15 protein-coding genes are annotated in these 13,874 nt (G+C 72.1%); 8 read left to right on the top strand and 7 right to left on the bottom strand.

What is annotated here, in order from left to right; all coding sequences use genetic code 11:
* Window positions 1-44: 44 nt before the first annotated feature.
* Together IR155_RS09850 and IR155_RS09845 are read left to right on the top strand one after the other, a co-directional pair.
* Window positions 45-257, top strand: coding sequence for a dodecin (locus IR155_RS09850; RefSeq protein WP_135114660.1), 213 nt, complete (start codon window positions 45-47; stop codon window positions 255-257).
* A gap of 16 nt (window positions 258-273) precedes the next feature.
* Window positions 274-969, top strand: a complete 696-nt coding sequence (locus tag IR155_RS09845) for a VOC family protein (protein ID WP_135114659.1) — start codon at window positions 274-276, stop codon at window positions 967-969.
* Window positions 970-980: 11 nt separating this feature from the next.
* Here the strand turns inward: IR155_RS09845 and IR155_RS09840 are convergent, their stop codons facing one another.
* The 4 genes from IR155_RS09840 to IR155_RS09825 all read right to left on the bottom strand — a co-directional run bounded on the left by IR155_RS09840 (window position 981) and on the right by IR155_RS09825 (window position 4,339).
* The gene (locus IR155_RS09840) at window positions 981-1,709 is read right to left on the bottom strand and encodes an IclR family transcriptional regulator domain-containing protein (protein ID WP_135114658.1); all 729 of its coding nucleotides are present in this window, start codon (window positions 1,707-1,709) and stop codon (window positions 981-983) included.
* A 64-nt stretch (window positions 1,710-1,773) separates the two neighbouring features.
* Window positions 1,774-2,940, bottom strand: coding sequence for a thiolase family protein (locus IR155_RS09835; protein ID WP_135114657.1), 1,167 nt, complete (start codon window positions 2,938-2,940; stop codon window positions 1,774-1,776).
* The gene (locus tag IR155_RS09830; RefSeq protein WP_135114656.1) at window positions 2,937-3,581 is read right to left on the bottom strand and encodes a 3-oxoacid CoA-transferase subunit B; all 645 of its coding nucleotides are present in this window, start codon (window positions 3,579-3,581) and stop codon (window positions 2,937-2,939) included. Before IR155_RS09830 ends, IR155_RS09835 begins: the two co-directional genes overlap by 4 nt.
* Complete coding sequence (locus IR155_RS09825) at window positions 3,578-4,339, bottom strand: 3-oxoacid CoA-transferase subunit A (protein WP_135114655.1); 762 nt, start codon at window positions 4,337-4,339, stop codon at window positions 3,578-3,580. Before IR155_RS09825 ends, IR155_RS09830 begins: the two co-directional genes overlap by 4 nt.
* A 192-nt stretch (window positions 4,340-4,531) precedes the next feature.
* On the opposite strand from IR155_RS09825, the gene IR155_RS09820 reads away from it, so the two are divergent.
* The 3 genes from IR155_RS09820 (at window position 4,532) to IR155_RS09810 (ending at window position 6,507) form a co-directional block, all read left to right on the top strand.
* The gene (locus tag IR155_RS09820) at window positions 4,532-5,356 is read left to right on the top strand and encodes an SDR family oxidoreductase (protein WP_233441169.1); all 825 of its coding nucleotides are present in this window, start codon (window positions 4,532-4,534) and stop codon (window positions 5,354-5,356) included.
* A gap of 17 nt (window positions 5,357-5,373) precedes the next feature.
* Entirely contained in the window at window positions 5,374-5,673 is a 300-nt protein-coding gene (locus tag IR155_RS09815) for a Dabb family protein (protein WP_135114654.1), read from the top strand.
* Between the two features lie 108 nt (window positions 5,674-5,781).
* Window positions 5,782-6,507 carry a Pr6Pr family membrane protein gene (locus IR155_RS09810; RefSeq protein ID WP_135114653.1) on the top strand — a complete coding sequence of 242 codons (726 nt, stop codon included), beginning with the start codon at window positions 5,782-5,784 and terminating at the stop codon, window positions 6,505-6,507.
* Here the strand turns inward: IR155_RS09810 and IR155_RS09805 are convergent.
* Genes IR155_RS09805 through IR155_RS09795 form a run of 3 tightly spaced genes read right to left on the bottom strand, consistent with a single transcriptional unit; the run spans window position 6,478 to window position 9,122 of the window.
* Window positions 6,478-7,860: a flavin monoamine oxidase family protein gene (locus IR155_RS09805; protein ID WP_135114652.1), complete on the bottom strand. Its 1,383-nt coding sequence runs from the start codon at window positions 7,858-7,860 to the stop codon at window positions 6,478-6,480. The two genes, IR155_RS09810 and IR155_RS09805, sit on opposite strands and share 30 nt — an antisense overlap.
* A 52-nt stretch (window positions 7,861-7,912) precedes the next feature.
* Entirely contained in the window at window positions 7,913-8,755 is an 843-nt protein-coding gene (locus IR155_RS09800; protein WP_135114651.1) for a M56 family metallopeptidase, read from the bottom strand.
* A 4-nt stretch (window positions 8,756-8,759) separates the two neighbouring features.
* Window positions 8,760-9,122: a BlaI/MecI/CopY family transcriptional regulator gene (locus tag IR155_RS09795; RefSeq protein WP_135114650.1), complete on the bottom strand. Its 363-nt coding sequence runs from the start codon at window positions 9,120-9,122 to the stop codon at window positions 8,760-8,762.
* Window positions 9,123-9,335: 213 nt separating this feature from the next.
* Between IR155_RS09795 and IR155_RS09790 the strand changes: the two genes are divergently transcribed.
* The 3 genes from IR155_RS09790 to IR155_RS09780 all read left to right on the top strand — a co-directional run.
* Complete coding sequence (locus IR155_RS09790; RefSeq protein ID WP_135114649.1) at window positions 9,336-10,973, top strand: cytochrome ubiquinol oxidase subunit I; 1,638 nt, start codon at window positions 9,336-9,338, stop codon at window positions 10,971-10,973.
* Between the two features lie 19 nt (window positions 10,974-10,992).
* On the top strand, window positions 10,993-12,030 hold the full coding sequence (cydB, locus tag IR155_RS09785) for a cytochrome d ubiquinol oxidase subunit II (RefSeq protein WP_135114648.1): 1,038 nt from the start codon (window positions 10,993-10,995) through the stop codon (window positions 12,028-12,030).
* A partial coding sequence (locus IR155_RS09780) for an ABC transporter ATP-binding protein/permease (RefSeq protein WP_135114647.1) occupies window positions 12,027-13,874 on the top strand: 1,848 nt, incomplete at its 3' end. The genes cydB and IR155_RS09780, both read left to right, overlap by 4 nt.

Below are 13,874 nucleotides of genomic sequence, written 5' to 3'. Positions count from 1 at the left end.
CGGGACGGAGGTCCGCCGCCCGGCGGGCGGGACGGAGGACGAGGATGTCTCACACCTACAGCGTCAGCGAGATCGTCGGCTCATCGCCGGAGGGAACGGACGCGGCGATCCGCAGCGCCCTCGAGCGCGCGGCTGCGACCGTCCGCAACATCGAGTGGTTCGAGGTGGTGTCCACGCGCGGCCACGCCGACAGCACGGGAGTGCTGCACTTCCAGGTGACCCTGAAGGTGGGCTTCCGCCTGGAGGACCCCGCGTGACGCCCCGGGGCCGCGCGTGAGCCTGCGGCTCGAGGCGGTGGCCTTCGAGGCCGAGGACCCCCGCACTGCCGGCGCGTTCTGGGCCGGCCTGCTCGGCCGGGAGGCTCTGGAGGAGCCGGACGGGATGCTCGTTCCAGGTGACGAGACGCAGGTCGGGATCCGCTTCGTCCAGCTGATGACGCCCGACGCCGCCCCCGACCGCCTCCACCTGCACGTGACGATCGCGACCGTCGACGACCAGCGGCACACGCTGGAGAGGGCGCTGCGCCTTGGCGGCCGCAGGCGCGGGACGAAGCCACCGCCGCCTGGGCACATCGTCTACATGTCGGACGCCGCCGGCTACGACTTCTGCCTCATCGAACCCGGCAACGCCTACCTCGACGGCTGCGGGCCTCTCGGCGAGGTCACGTGCGAGGGCACGCGCGCCGGCGCGACCTTCTGGCGCGACGCCCTCGGCTGGGCGGTGGTGTGGGACGAGGGCGAGCAGCTCGCCATCCAGTCGCCCCACGGCGGCACCAAGATCGCGTGGGACGGCGAGGACGCGCCGCCCGACGTCGGCGGCACCCGCCAGCGCTTCGACCTGGTCGCCTCCGACGCCGACGCGGCGGTCGAACGCCTGATCGACTTCGGCGCGCGGTTCCTCGGCCGGCGGGATGGCGCCGTCTGGCTGACGGATCCGGACGGCGGCGAGTTCACCGTCCGCCGCGGCTGACCGCGCAGCCCTCAGAGGTGGCGCAGCTCGGCGTCGATCGCGGCCGTGGTGCGCAGCAGCGCGGGAAGGTGCTCGGCGCGCAGCCGTTCGAGCGGCACGAGGCTCGCTGACGTCGGGATGTTCACGGCGGCGACGACGCGGCCGTCGCGGCCGTGCACCGGGGCCGCGACCGAGCGCAGCCCCGGCTCGAGCCCCGCCTCGACGATCGCCCAGCCCTGGTCGGCGATCTGATCGAGCTCGGCGGCGAACTCCGGGTCGGCGGGGCGTTCGGCGAGGGCGGCGAGCAGCACGCGGCCCATGCTCGTGTCGCGCGCGGGGAACCGGGTGCCGATCTGGATCCCGACGCTGAGGATCCTGCGCACGGGCACGCGCGCGACGTAGACGATGTCGTCGCCGTCGAGCACCGCGGCCGACACGCTCTCCCCCACCTCGCGGGAAAGCCGCTCGAGGTGCGGCTGCACCACCTCGGGTAGAGACAGTGCGGAGAGGTAGCTGAAGCCGAGCTCGAGCACGCGCGGGGTCAGCTCGAAACGGCGCCGGCCGCTGCGCACGTACCCGAGGTGCTCGAGCGTGATCAGGAAACGCCGGGCCGCGGCGCGGGTGACCTCGGCGCGGGCGGCGACCTCGCTGAGCGTCAGGCGCGGATGATCCGCGTCGAACGCCCGGATGACCGTCAGCCCGCGCGCGAAGGACTGCACGTACTCGCGGGAGTCGGGCCCGCGGGGGTCGACGTCGCTCATCCGTGCGGCGTTTCGACTCGTCGCCGGCGCTCCTCGCTCAACGAACGGAGGGGGTGGAGCATCCTCATCGCTCCAGCACCACGGCGAGGCCCTGGCCGACCCCGATGCAGAGGGTGGCGACCGCGACGCCGCCGCCGCGGCGCTTGAGCTCGTGGGCGGCGTGGCCGATGATGCGGCCGCCGGATGCGCCGAGCGGGTGTCCGATGGCGATCGCGCCGCCGTGGATGTTCACCTTCTCGGGGTCGATGTCCCACTGCCGGATGCACGCGAGGCTCTGCGACGCGAACGCCTCGTTGAGCTCCACGACGTCGACATCCGCCCACGTCTTCCCCGCTCGGGCGAGGGCCTTGTTCGCGGCCTCGACGGGCGCGACGCCGAACACATCCGGCTCGTTCCCGTGCACGCCGCGACCCGCGATGCGCGCGAGCGGCTCGACGTCGATCGCGCCCTCCGCACCGAGCAGCACCGCCGACGCCCCGTCGTTGATGGACGACGAGTTGCCGGCCGTCACCGTGCCGTCCTTCGCGAACAGCGCCCTCAGGCCCGCCAGCTTCTCGACGGTCGAGCCGTCGCGGATCCCCTCGTCGCGCGCCAACTCGGCGCCCTCGACCTGCACGATCTCGGCGTTGTACATTCCCTCGGCCCACGCCCGGGCGGCGAGCTCGTGGCTGCGCACGGCGAACGCATCCTGGTCTTCCCGCGAGATGTCGTAGATCGCCGCGAGCTTCTCGGCGCTCTCGCCGTTGGAGATCGTCCACTCCGTCGGCAGCGCGCGGTTGGTCATCCGCCAGCCGATCGCCGTGTTCCACATCGTCTGGTTGCCGACCGCCGAGAAGGGCTTCGCCGCCTTCTCGACCACGTACGGCGCGCGGCTCATCGACTCGACCCCGCCGGTCAGGATGATCCGGTGATCGCCCGCCTCGATCGCGCGGGATCCCTGGATGACCGCCTCGACGGACGATCCGCAGAGCCGGTTGACGGTCACGCCGGGAACCGTGACCGGGAACCCGGCGAGCAGCGCGCCGAAACGCGCGACGTTGCGGTTGTCCTCGCCCGCCTGGTTGGCGTCGCCGAAGATCACGTCCTCGATGAGCGCAGGGTCGAGCCCGGTGCGCTCGACCGCGGCGCGCATCACCGTGGCGGCGAGGTCGTCGGGCCGCACGCCCGACAGCGCGCCGGCGGCCTTGCCGAACGGGGTGCGGACCGCGTCGTAGATGAACGTGCTTGTCATGGTCGGTCCTCCAACGTCAGGCCGGTGAGCTCCTCGAGCCCCTCGAGGGTGTTGTCGCCGAACAGCTCGCGCACGCGGAAGCCGCTCTCGGTCACGTCGAAGACGGCGTGATCCGTGTAGACGCGCGTCACGCATCCGACTCCCGTGAGCGGATACGTGCACTCGGCAACGAGCTTCGACTCGCCCTGCTTCGTGAGCAGGTCGGTCATGACGAACACCTGCTTCGCGCCGATGGCGAGGTCCATCGCCCCGCCGACGGCCGGGATCGCCCCGGGCGCGCCCGTCGACCAGTTCGCCAGGTCGCCGCCCTGCGACACCTGGAACGCGCCGAGCACACACACGTCGAGGTGACCGCCGCGCATCATCGCGAACGAGTCGGCGTGGTGGAAGTACGCCGCTCCCGGCTGTGCGGTGACGGGCTGCTTGCCGGCGTTGATGAGATCCGGATCGATGCGGTCGGGCTCCGGAGCCTGTCCCATCCCGAGCAGGCCGTTCTCGGTGTGCAGGATGATCTCCTGGTCGGCGGGAAGGAAGTTCGCGACAAGGGTCGGGGCGCCGATGCCGAGGTTCACGTACGACCCCTCGGGGATGTCGGCGGCGATGCGCGCCGCGAGGTCGTCGCGGCTGATGCGGGTGGTCACAGGTCCTCCCCCTCCGGGTTGGCTGCCGCCGTCTCGAGCGGGCGACCCTCGATGTCGACGCCGCCGACGAAGGCGCCGTCGCGCAGCCAGCGGCGCTGCCCGACCGCGACGACGCGGTCGACGAAGATCCCGGGCGTGATGACGGCCTCGGGGTCGAGCGCGCCGAGTTCGACCATCTCATCGACCTGCACGATCGTGGTGGCCGCCGCAGTCGCCATGATCGGACCGAAGTTGCGCGCGGTCTCGCGGTAGACGAGGTTTCCCCAGCGGTCGCCCTTGAGGGCGCTGATCAGCGCGTAGTCGGCGCGGATCGGATACTCGAGCACGTAGCGGCGGCCGTCGATCTCGCGCTCCTCCTTGCCCTCGGCGAGCTGCGTGCCCACGCCTGTGGGCGAGAAGAACGCGCCGATGCCTGCCCCCGCCGCGCGGATCCGCTCGGCCAGGTTGCCCTGCGGTACGAGCTCGAGCTCGATCTCGCCCGCGCGGTACAGGCCGTCGAACACCCACGAGTCGCTCTGCCGCGGGAACGAGCAGATGATCCTGCGCACGCGCTTCGCCGCGAGCAGCGCCGCGAGGCCCGTGTCGCCGTTGCCCGCGTTGTTGTTCACGATCGTGAGGTCGGATGCGCCGTGCGCGATGAGCGCGTCGATCAGCTCGACGGGCTGCCCGGCCCGTCCGAACCCGCCGATCATGATCGTCGAGCCGTCCTCGATCCCCGCGACGGCGTCCTCGACGCTCGCGACGGTCTTGTCGATCATCCGGCCTCCTCGCTGGCTTCGCGCTGTCCGCTCTGCGAACATTCGTGCGCGTGACGCACACAGCGTAACCCGCGAGGTCGGGACGGCGCCAGGGCGGGTCGCGTCGCACATTGTCAAGGCGGTTCCGGATGACACCGGGTCCGGATGGAATGCAGGGACACGCGATGCATCGAGCGAACGGAGTGAGCCGAAGTGACCAACGAGCCGACCACCGAACCCCTGACCTTCCAGCCGGCCACGGCGATCGTGACCGCATCCGACTCGGGCATCGGCCGGGCGACGGCCGTGGCCCTCGCCCGCGCCGGCCTCGACGTCGGCGTCACGTGGCACTCCGACGAGGAGGGCGCCCGCGAGACCGCCCGCCTCGTCGAGGCCGAGGGACGCAAGGCCGTCGTGGCGCAGCTCGACCTGATGGACGTCCCCGGCTGCGGCGACGTGATCGACCGGCTGGCCGAGGAGCTCGGCGGCGTCGACGTCTTCGTCAACAACGCCGGCACCGGCGACAGCGTGCCGTTCCTCGACGTGGATCTCGAGGGATGGCGCCGCGTCGTGACCACCGACCTCGAAGGGGCGTTCGTCGTCATGCAGCGCGCCGCGCGGCTGATGGTCTCGAGGGGCCGCGGCGGACGGATCATCGGCGTCACGAGCGTGCACGAGCACCAGCCGCTGATGGGGTCCTCGGCCTACGACGCCGCCAAGCACGGCCTCGGCGGCCTGCTCAAGACCATGGCGATCGAGCTCGCCGAGCACGGGATCACCGTCAACGCCGTCGCACCGGGGCTCGTCGCCACGCCGATGACCGACATCGACCCGGCGCAGGCCGCGCAGACGCATCGCCCCGGCATCCCGCTCGGCCGCCCCGGCGTGCCCGAGGAGATCGCCGCCGTGATCGCGTTCCTCGCCTCGCCGGCCTCGTCCTACGTCACCGGCGCATCCTGGCCGGTCGACGGCGGCATGCTGCAGATGGGACCGATGGCGGGCGCGGCGCTGGAGAGCGACGACTGGCGCCGGATCTGAGGCCCTACGCTGCGGGCATGGCCATCCTGCACACCGTCGTCTTCACGCTCGCCCACGCCACCGGCTCCCCCGAGGAGGCGCGCTTCCTGGAGGACGGGCGGCGCATCCTGACCGGGATCCCCGGCGTGGAGGACTTCACGGTGCGCGAGCAGGTCAGCCCGAAGAGCGACCTGCGCTGGCAGTTCAGCATGCGGTTCGCCGACCAGGCCGCCTATGACGCCTACAACGCCCACCCCGCGCACGTCGGGTTCGTCGAGCAGCGGTGGACGACCGAGGTGGCGCGGTTCCAGGAATACGACTTCGTCGACCACGCCTGACCGCACCGGCGGCCACCGCGAGCCAGTGCCCGTGAGGCCGCCGCGACGCGGCTCATAGACTCGACGAATGGCGCGCACCCGAGCGCCGGATCGGAGAGCGCCCCGACGGTGATAGCCCGCCCGACCCGCAGGTGGCAGCACCTGGCCGCACTCAGCTGGTGGCATCCGGCCGTCACCGGCTGGATCCGCCTGACCATCGCGGCGATCTGCGTGGTCGCGCTCGTGCACCGGCTGTTCTGGGGGCTGAGCTCCAACACGATCGCGGGAGCGAACTTCCTCGCCTACCTGACGATGGAGTCGAACATCCTGTTCGCGTGCGTCTGGATCATCTCGGGCGTCGACGCGCTGCACCGGATGACGGATCCGCCGTGGCTGACGATGGCCCGCACGATCGCGCTCAGCTGGACGACCACGGCGGGGATCGTGTTCGGATTCCTCGTCTGGCAGGCGGGCGAACGCGCCATCCGGATCGACGTGCCCTGGTCGGACCAGCTGCTTCACTTCTGGGTGCCGGCGCTGGCCCTCGTCGACTGGGCCTTCGCCGCGGGAAGGCGGCCCGCGCCGTGGCGGGTGGTGCCGATCGTGCTGACGTACCCGGTGCTCTGGGGCGCGGTGACGATGTGGCGCGGCTCGGTGATCGGCTGGTACCCGTACTACTTCCTCGATCTGCGCCAGGTGAGCGGGCCTCCCGAGTTCCTGCTCACGAGCGGGGCCGCCCTCGGCGTCTTCGCGATCGTCTCGGTGACGCTCGTGCTGCTCAGCCGGCGCCACCATGCGCGGCGAAGGCGACGGGCCGCGGCAGGATCAGGCCGGGGGGCGGAACAGCTCGAGTGACGCGACCGCCCGCGCCACCGCATCCTCGTCGGACAGCTCGGCGAACTCGCGTGCCGCGGCCCCGCCGATCCGGCCGACGAGGATGTTCTCGCCGGTCGCGGGCTTCAGATTGATCCAGGTGCGGATGGCGGCGTCGCCGTCGACGACGTGCCAGAGCGCGGCGTCGGTCTGCCAGAAGTCCTCGTCGAACCGCAGCCAGATGGTCTCGATGTCGCCCATGCCGAGCGCCGCGATCGCCCCGCGGTGCGAGAACGGCAGCGGCGGCTCGAACTCGATCCCCTCGTCCTGCAGCACGCCGAGCGGCACGGTCAGCACGACCCGGTCGACGGAGATGGCCTCGCCCGTGCCGAGCCGCAGGCTCACACCCGAGTCGTCGTAGACGACGCCCACGACCGTGGTCGAGCGCGCGACCTGGATGTCCTGGACGAGCGACTCGATCAGGGCCGCGGCGTCGGACGTGATCGCGGTCGGCTCCCGGGCGGGAAGCTCGGGCGGGAACCAACTCGAGAGGTCAGCCGCATCGGCTCCGGTGGTCGCGGCGAGCAGCGCCAGGAAGGCGGCGGTGGGCGGCGCCTCGGGATCCGCCCCCGACTCGACGAGCGCCTCCGCGAGCGCGGGATCGGCGGCCCGCGGCTGCGCCCACGCGATCGCGGCCTCGACAGGACCCGCCGGCGGCGCGTCCACCTCTCCGTCGCCCGACATCGCCGCCTCCCCCTCGAGGGGCTCGGTCTCGATCTCGAGCGCCGCGAGCCTCGACGCGAGCTCGCCGTCCTCGTCGGTGAGCAGCCATCCGCCGAGCTGCGGGGGCACGGGCCAGGAGTCGTCGGCGAGCGCGTGGAGCCGGCCGCCCACCCGGTCGCGCGCCTCGATCACGCTCACCTCGAACCCGGACTGCACAAGACGGCGCGCGGCGACCGCGCCCGCGAGGCCCGCCCCGACCACGGCGATGCGCTCGCCCTCCGAGGCGGCCGCCCGCACGTCGTCGGCCACGCGCTCGCCCGAGCGCAGGGCCGCCGACAGCGTGCCGGGCTGGTGCCAGGTCGCCTCACCGGCGAAGAACACGCGGTCGGCCACGGGCTCGGCGAGCGTCGCGCGATCGTCGGTGCTCGCGCCGTGCGGCGTGAAGCTCGCCGCTCCGCGCGCGTACGGGTCGGCCGCCCACGCGCTGCGCGCGAACGCCGCCGGCACAAGCGGTGCGGCCGTCGGGATGGCGGAGCCCGTGGGCGTCGGCGCGGTCGTCGGGGGCGCGGACGAGGGCGGCGGCGCGGGCGTCTCGCCCGTGCAGGATGCGAGCAGGACGGCGACGGCACCGGCGCCGGCGCCGACGAAGAAGGTGCGTCGCGAGATCCCCATCGTCACGCCACCCTATCCGCAGGTCGCGCGCATGGCGCCCGGCCTCACCGGCTCAGCCCGCGCGCCTTCCGAGGCGCAGGAACCGGTCGCGGTGGCGATCTCGGCGGGACGAGGCGTGCTCCGCGGGCCCGGTGGGCCCCGCCACCCGCAGGATGGCGCGCGCGAGCACCGCATCCGGATCCACTCCCGTCCAGCGCAGCGAGCGGCGCGCGCTGTCGTCGGCGCGCATCTCCACGAGCGCGGCGACCTCGCTCTCGGCGCGGGCGGCGATCGGGAACCAGGGCAGCGCGTCGCGCCACGCCTTGAACGCGACGAGCAGCACCTCGTGACGCTGTTCGACGTGCGCCCGCTCGTGGGCGATGACGGCGGCGAGCTCGTCCTGATCCAGCCCGTCGAGCAGCCCCTGCGAGAGCACGGTGACGGATCCGATCCCGCGCGGAAGGCAGTACGCGACGGGGGCCGCGTCATCCAGCACGCGCGTGCGCGCCTGCGTGGGATGCGGCGCCGACAGCATGTTCAGCAGCGCGAGGTGGCGACGGCGCTGGCGCTCGAACTGCACGACGGTGATCACGAGGTGCACGAGCAGGTACGCGGCGAGCGCGGCGGGCAGGATGTACGCGGCCCAGTCCCAGGGCAGCAGCGCCCCGCCGAGGAACAGCAGCGCGCCGATCATCGACAGGCCACCGGCGAGGGCGATCACCTGCCACAGCAGCAGCGCCCAGCCCGGCGCCCGGGCGGGCCACGCGGCGCGCGAGAGCAGGATCGGGACGGGCCAGGCGAGCAGGACGGCGATCGTCGCTGCGAGCAGCGCGATCAGCAGCACGGCGTCGATCTCGAAGGCCGCCGGCACGACGTCTCCGCCGACGAGGGGCCGGCGCCCGAGACCTGCCGTCATGCCATCAGGCTGCGCCGGCGAGGAGGCGCCGCAGCACGTCGGCGTCCTCGGGCGTGACCCCGCCGACGAAGCGCGCGAGCACAGCGCTGCGGTCGCCGGCGTCGCCGAGCACCTCGTGCATCAGCTCGGCCACGTGGTCGACGCGACTGGCGGTGGCGCGGTAGCGGTGCGGGCGGGCCGAGCGGTCGGAGGCGACGAAGCCCTTCTTCTCGAGGCGCGACAGCACGGTCAGCAGCGTGGTCGCCGCCAGCTGCCGGCCCTGCTCGCGCTCGAGGTGCTCCTGCACGTCGTACGCGGTGAGCGCGGCCTCGTCGCTGTCCCAGAGGACGTCCATGACGGAGCGCTCGAGTTCACCCAGACTGCTCATCCGCACCTCCACCCGCCGTTCGAGTCCTCTCCCAGGGTACGCGACTTCGCTGCGGCGTAGAACTAGTTCGACATCGAGACGAACTGATTCGACCACCTGTAGAACTACTTCTACGGTTTGTAGAATCGCTTCGCCGGAGTAGCTTCGGCAACAGGCCGGGACCTCACTGCTCTCCCCCCATTCAGCCGAGGTCCTCGTGACAGGAAGGCCCCCGTGGATCCGCTCGACATCGCCCGCTGGCAGTTCGGCATCACCACCGTCTATCACTTCCTCTTGGTTCCCCTCACCCTCGGCCTCGGCGTCGGGGTCGCGCTCATGCAGACGGCCTGGGTGCGCACGGGCGACGAGCGCTGGCTCCGGATGACCAAGTTCTGGGGAAAGCTGTACCTGATCAACTTCATCCTCGGCGTGGCCACCGGCCTCGTGCAGGAGTTCCAGTTCGGGATGGCCTGGAGCGAGTACTCGCGCTTCGTCGGCGACGTGTTCGGCGCCCCGCTCGCCATGGAGGGCCTGCTCGCGTTCTTCGCCGAGTCGACCTTCCTCGGCGTCTGGATCTTCGGCTGGGGGCGCCTGCGCAAGGGCGTGCACCTCGCGGCGCTCTGGCTCGCCGTCACCGGATCCTGGTTCTCGGCGTACTTCATCATCGTCGCGAACTCGTGGATGCAGCATCCGGTCGGCGTCGAGCTCGACGCCGACGGCCGCCCCGTCATGACCGACATCTGGGCGGTGCTCGGCAACAACACCGCGATCGCCGCGTTCGCCCACGTGATCGCCGGGGCGCTGATGGTCGGCGGGATGTTCCTGCTCGGCATCGCCTGGTACCACCTGTGGCGCCGTCGCCACGACGGCATCGACACGGTGGGCAAGGATGGCCGCGTCGTCGTCGGATCGCATCCGGACATCGCCGGGCGCGACGAGAAGGACCATGGCGTGTGGCTGCGCTCGCTCCGGATCGGCGCGCTCGTCGCGATCGTCGGCTTCGGGGCGGTCGCCATCACGGGCGACATCCAGGGCAAGCTCATGTACGAGCAGCAGCCGATGAAGATGGCGGCCGCGGAGGCGGCGTGCCACACCGGCTCATCCTTCTCCGTTCTCTCGATCGGCGACCCGGGAGCCGTCGACTGCGCAGACGTGCAGACCCTGATCGAGGTGCCCGGCGTGCTGGGCTGGCTCGCCAAGGGAGACTTCGGGGCCGAGATGCCCGGCATCCAGGACCTCGAGCCGCAGTACGTCGAGAACTTCGGCGCTCAGCTTCCCGACGACCCGCGGCTCGGCGACCAGGCCGGCCGCGACATCGAGTACGTGCCGCTGATGTGGGTGACGTACTGGGGCTTCCGGCTGATGATCGGGCTGGGCGCGATCCCGGCCGGCGCGGCGGTGGTGGCGCTCTGGCTGACCCGCAAGGGCACGGTCCCCGCCTCGAAGTGGATCATGCGGCTCGCGCTGCTGGGCATCCTCGCCCCGTTCGCCGCGAACATCGCCGGCTGGATCTTCACCGAGCTCGGCCGGCAGCCGTTCGTCGTCGCCCCGAACCCCGACTACTGGGGGACCGGCGACGCGGTGTTCATGTTCACCGCCGCGGCGGTCTCGCCGGGCACCACCGTGGGCGAGCTGCTCTTCTCGGTGATCTCGCTGACCGCGGTGTACGGCATCCTGCTCGTCGTGCTGATCGGCCTGATGGTCAAGTACACGCGCGGCGGCGTCGCCGGGGCGATGCCCGACATGGAGCACGGGATCGAGCGGACCGACCGCGGACCGGATGAGCATCCGGACGACGACAGGTCTGATGATCGGCAGCCTCCGGCTTCCGATGGCGACAAGAAGAACGACGTCCTGTCGTTCGCCTACTGATCGCGAAGGAGAGTCGGAAATGGAACCTCTGGCAATCGTCTGGTTCATCGCGATCGGCCTGCTCTGGGTCGGCTTCCTCGTGCTCGAGGGCTTCGACCTGGGCGTCGGGATGCACATGATCTTCCGCGCGAAGGACGACAAGGACCGCCGGGTCATGCTGAACACGATCGGCCCGGTGTGGGACGGCAACGAGGTGTGGCTCATCACGGCCGGCGCCGCCATGTTCGCGGCGTTCCCCATGTGGTACGCGTCGCTGTTCTCCGCGCTCTACGTGCCGCTCACGATCACGCTGCTCGGGCTCATCCTGCGCGCCGTCAGCATCGAGTACCGCGGCAAGGTGGCCGACCCGCGCTGGGCGCGGTTCTGGACCTGGGCGCTCGGCATCGGATCCGCGGTCGTCGCGTTCTGCATCGGTGCCGCGCTCGCGATCACGTCGACGGGCCTGCCGCTCGACGAGCACGGCGACCGCGTCGGGCATCCGTTCGTCTGGCTGACGCTCCCCGCGGTGATCGGCGGGCTCGCGCTCGTCGGGTTCGCGCTCACCCACGGCGCGACCTTCCTCGCGCTCAAGAGCGACGGCCCGGTGCGGGAGCGCGCCGGCGACTTCGCGGCGACGTGGGGTCCGCTCGGGCTTCTGCCCGCCGCGGTGTGGGCGTTGTGGGTGCAGTTCCAGCACGGCGGGAACATCCTGTCGTGGGCCTTGGTCGTGCTCGCCGTCGCGGCCGCGGCGTTCGGCTGGTGGAACGCCCGCGCCCGGCGCGAGGGCTTCGCGTTCACGGGATACGCCGCGTTTATGGTGTTCGGCGCGGGATCGATCTTCGCCGGGATGTTCCCGTACGTGCTTCCCTCCACGCTCGACCCGGCCCACGGCCTCACGGTCGCGAACGCCTCCAACAGCCCCTACACGCTGGGAGTGATGACGGTCGTCGCGGCGATCGGCCTGCCGATCGTCATCGCCTATCAGGCGTGGTCGTACTGGGTGTTCCGCAAGCGCGTCGGCCCCGGCGCGATCCCCGAGGCGCACAGCTTCGTTCCCGCGATCCTGCGCGCCAAGTGATCCCGCAGGCAGGCCCCGCGGCCTCGGTGTCCGACACGGTGTCCGACGCGGTGTCCAACGACCCCTGGGAGATCGAGGCCGCGCGCCCGAAGCCGCCCGCCCGGCGGCCCGAGCTCGGCCCGGTGCGGCCGGTCGCGGTGCTGGGCCTCGGGCTGCTCGCGGCCCTGCGCGCCCTGGGTCTCGTCCTCGTCGCGGGCGCCGTCGCCGCCGGCATCGCGGGGCTGCAGCGGGGCGAGGTCGACGCGGGCGGCATCCTGCTGCTCGGCGCGACCGGGGCGCTGCTGCGAGCCGGATCGGGATGGGCGACGGACGTCGTCGCGCATCGGGTCGCGATCGCCGTCAAGCGCACGCTGCGCCGCGACCTGTGGCGCAGGATCGCCGACGGCGACCCCGGCGAGCGCGAGGGCGGGATCGCGGTGCTCGCCACGGACGGGCTCGAGGACCTCGACGACTACTACGTGCGCAGCCTTCCCGCCATGATCGCGGCAGTGGTCGTGCCGGCGATCGTTGGCCTGCGCATCCTCGGCGCCGACTGGCTGAGCGCCGCGATCATCGTGGTGACCGTTCCCCTCATCCCCTTCTTCATGGTGCTGATCGGGCGACACACGCAGGCCCGCACCGACGAGGCCCTCCGGGCGCTTGCCCGGCTCGCCGACCACCTCACCGAGCTCGCGCGCGGCCTTCCCGTGCTCGTGGGCCTCGGCCGTGTGGCCGAGCAGTCCCGCGCGCTCGACGACATCCAGCACGGCTACCGCACCCGCACGCAGGAGACGCTGCGCTGGGCGTTCCTCTCCGCGCTCGCGCTCGAGCTGATCGCGACGATCTCGGTCGCGCTCGTCGCGGTCGTCCTGGGCCTGCGCCTGATGCACGGCACGGTCGGCCTGGAGGCGGCGCTGCTCGTGCTCATCCTCGCGCCCGAGTGCTACGCGGTGCTGCGCGATGTGGGCACCGCGTTCCACTCGTCGCAGAACGGCCTCTCGGCGCTCGAGCGCCTGCGGGCGATCCTGGGACGCGGAGAAGTGCCCGAGGCGAGGAGGAATGCCGCCGAATCCTCCTCGTCTCGCGGAGATCTCCTTGTCTCGGTGCGTGGCCTCACGGTCCGGTACGCCGATCGCGAGACCCCGACGCTCGTCGGCGTCGACGCGCGTCTCGAGGGGATGACCGCGATCACGGGCCCCAGCGGCGCGGGCAAGTCGACGCTGCTCGCCGCGCTCGCCGGCACCCTCCCGGCCGATGCGGAGGTGTCCGGATCCATCGAGGGGACGGACCCGGATCGCGTCGCGTACGCCCCGCAGGCACCGCGCGGGTTCACGGACACCCCTCGCGAGGAGCTCGCGCTGTTCGGCGCGCCGGATCCGGTCACCGCGCTTGCCGAGCTGGGCCTCGCGCACGTCGCCGATTCCCGCATCGCCGAGCTGAGCCCCGGAGAGCTGCGGCGCCTGGCCGTGGCACGGGCGCTCGCGCGGGTCGACCTCGGCGGGACGCTGCTGGTGCTGGACGAGCCGACCGCACATCTCGACGCCGCCTCCGCCGAGCGCGTCCGCGCCGCGGTCCGGGCCCGCGCCTCCCGCGCGACGGTGGTGCTGGCGACCCACGAGCCGGAGACCCTCGCCCTGGCGACCCGAAGGGTGGCGGTCGGGGCGGAGGGTCGTCCGGGCGGTTTCGACTCCCTCGCTGCGCTCGGTCGCTCAACCAGCGACAATGCGCCGATCGAAGCGCAGTCACTCCCGGTCGTTGAGCGGAGCGAAGCGGCCCCCACCCCGGTCGTTGAGCGGAGCGAAGCGGAGTCGAAACGGGTTGAGCGAGCGAAGCGAGTCGAAACCGACGCCACGCCCACCACGAAC

It is taken from the genome of Microbacterium paludicola, assembly GCF_015235415.1.
Classification (GTDB): domain Bacteria; phylum Actinomycetota; class Actinomycetes; order Actinomycetales; family Microbacteriaceae; genus Microbacterium; species Microbacterium paludicola.
This window is presented reverse-complemented; position numbering and strand designations above follow the sequence as displayed.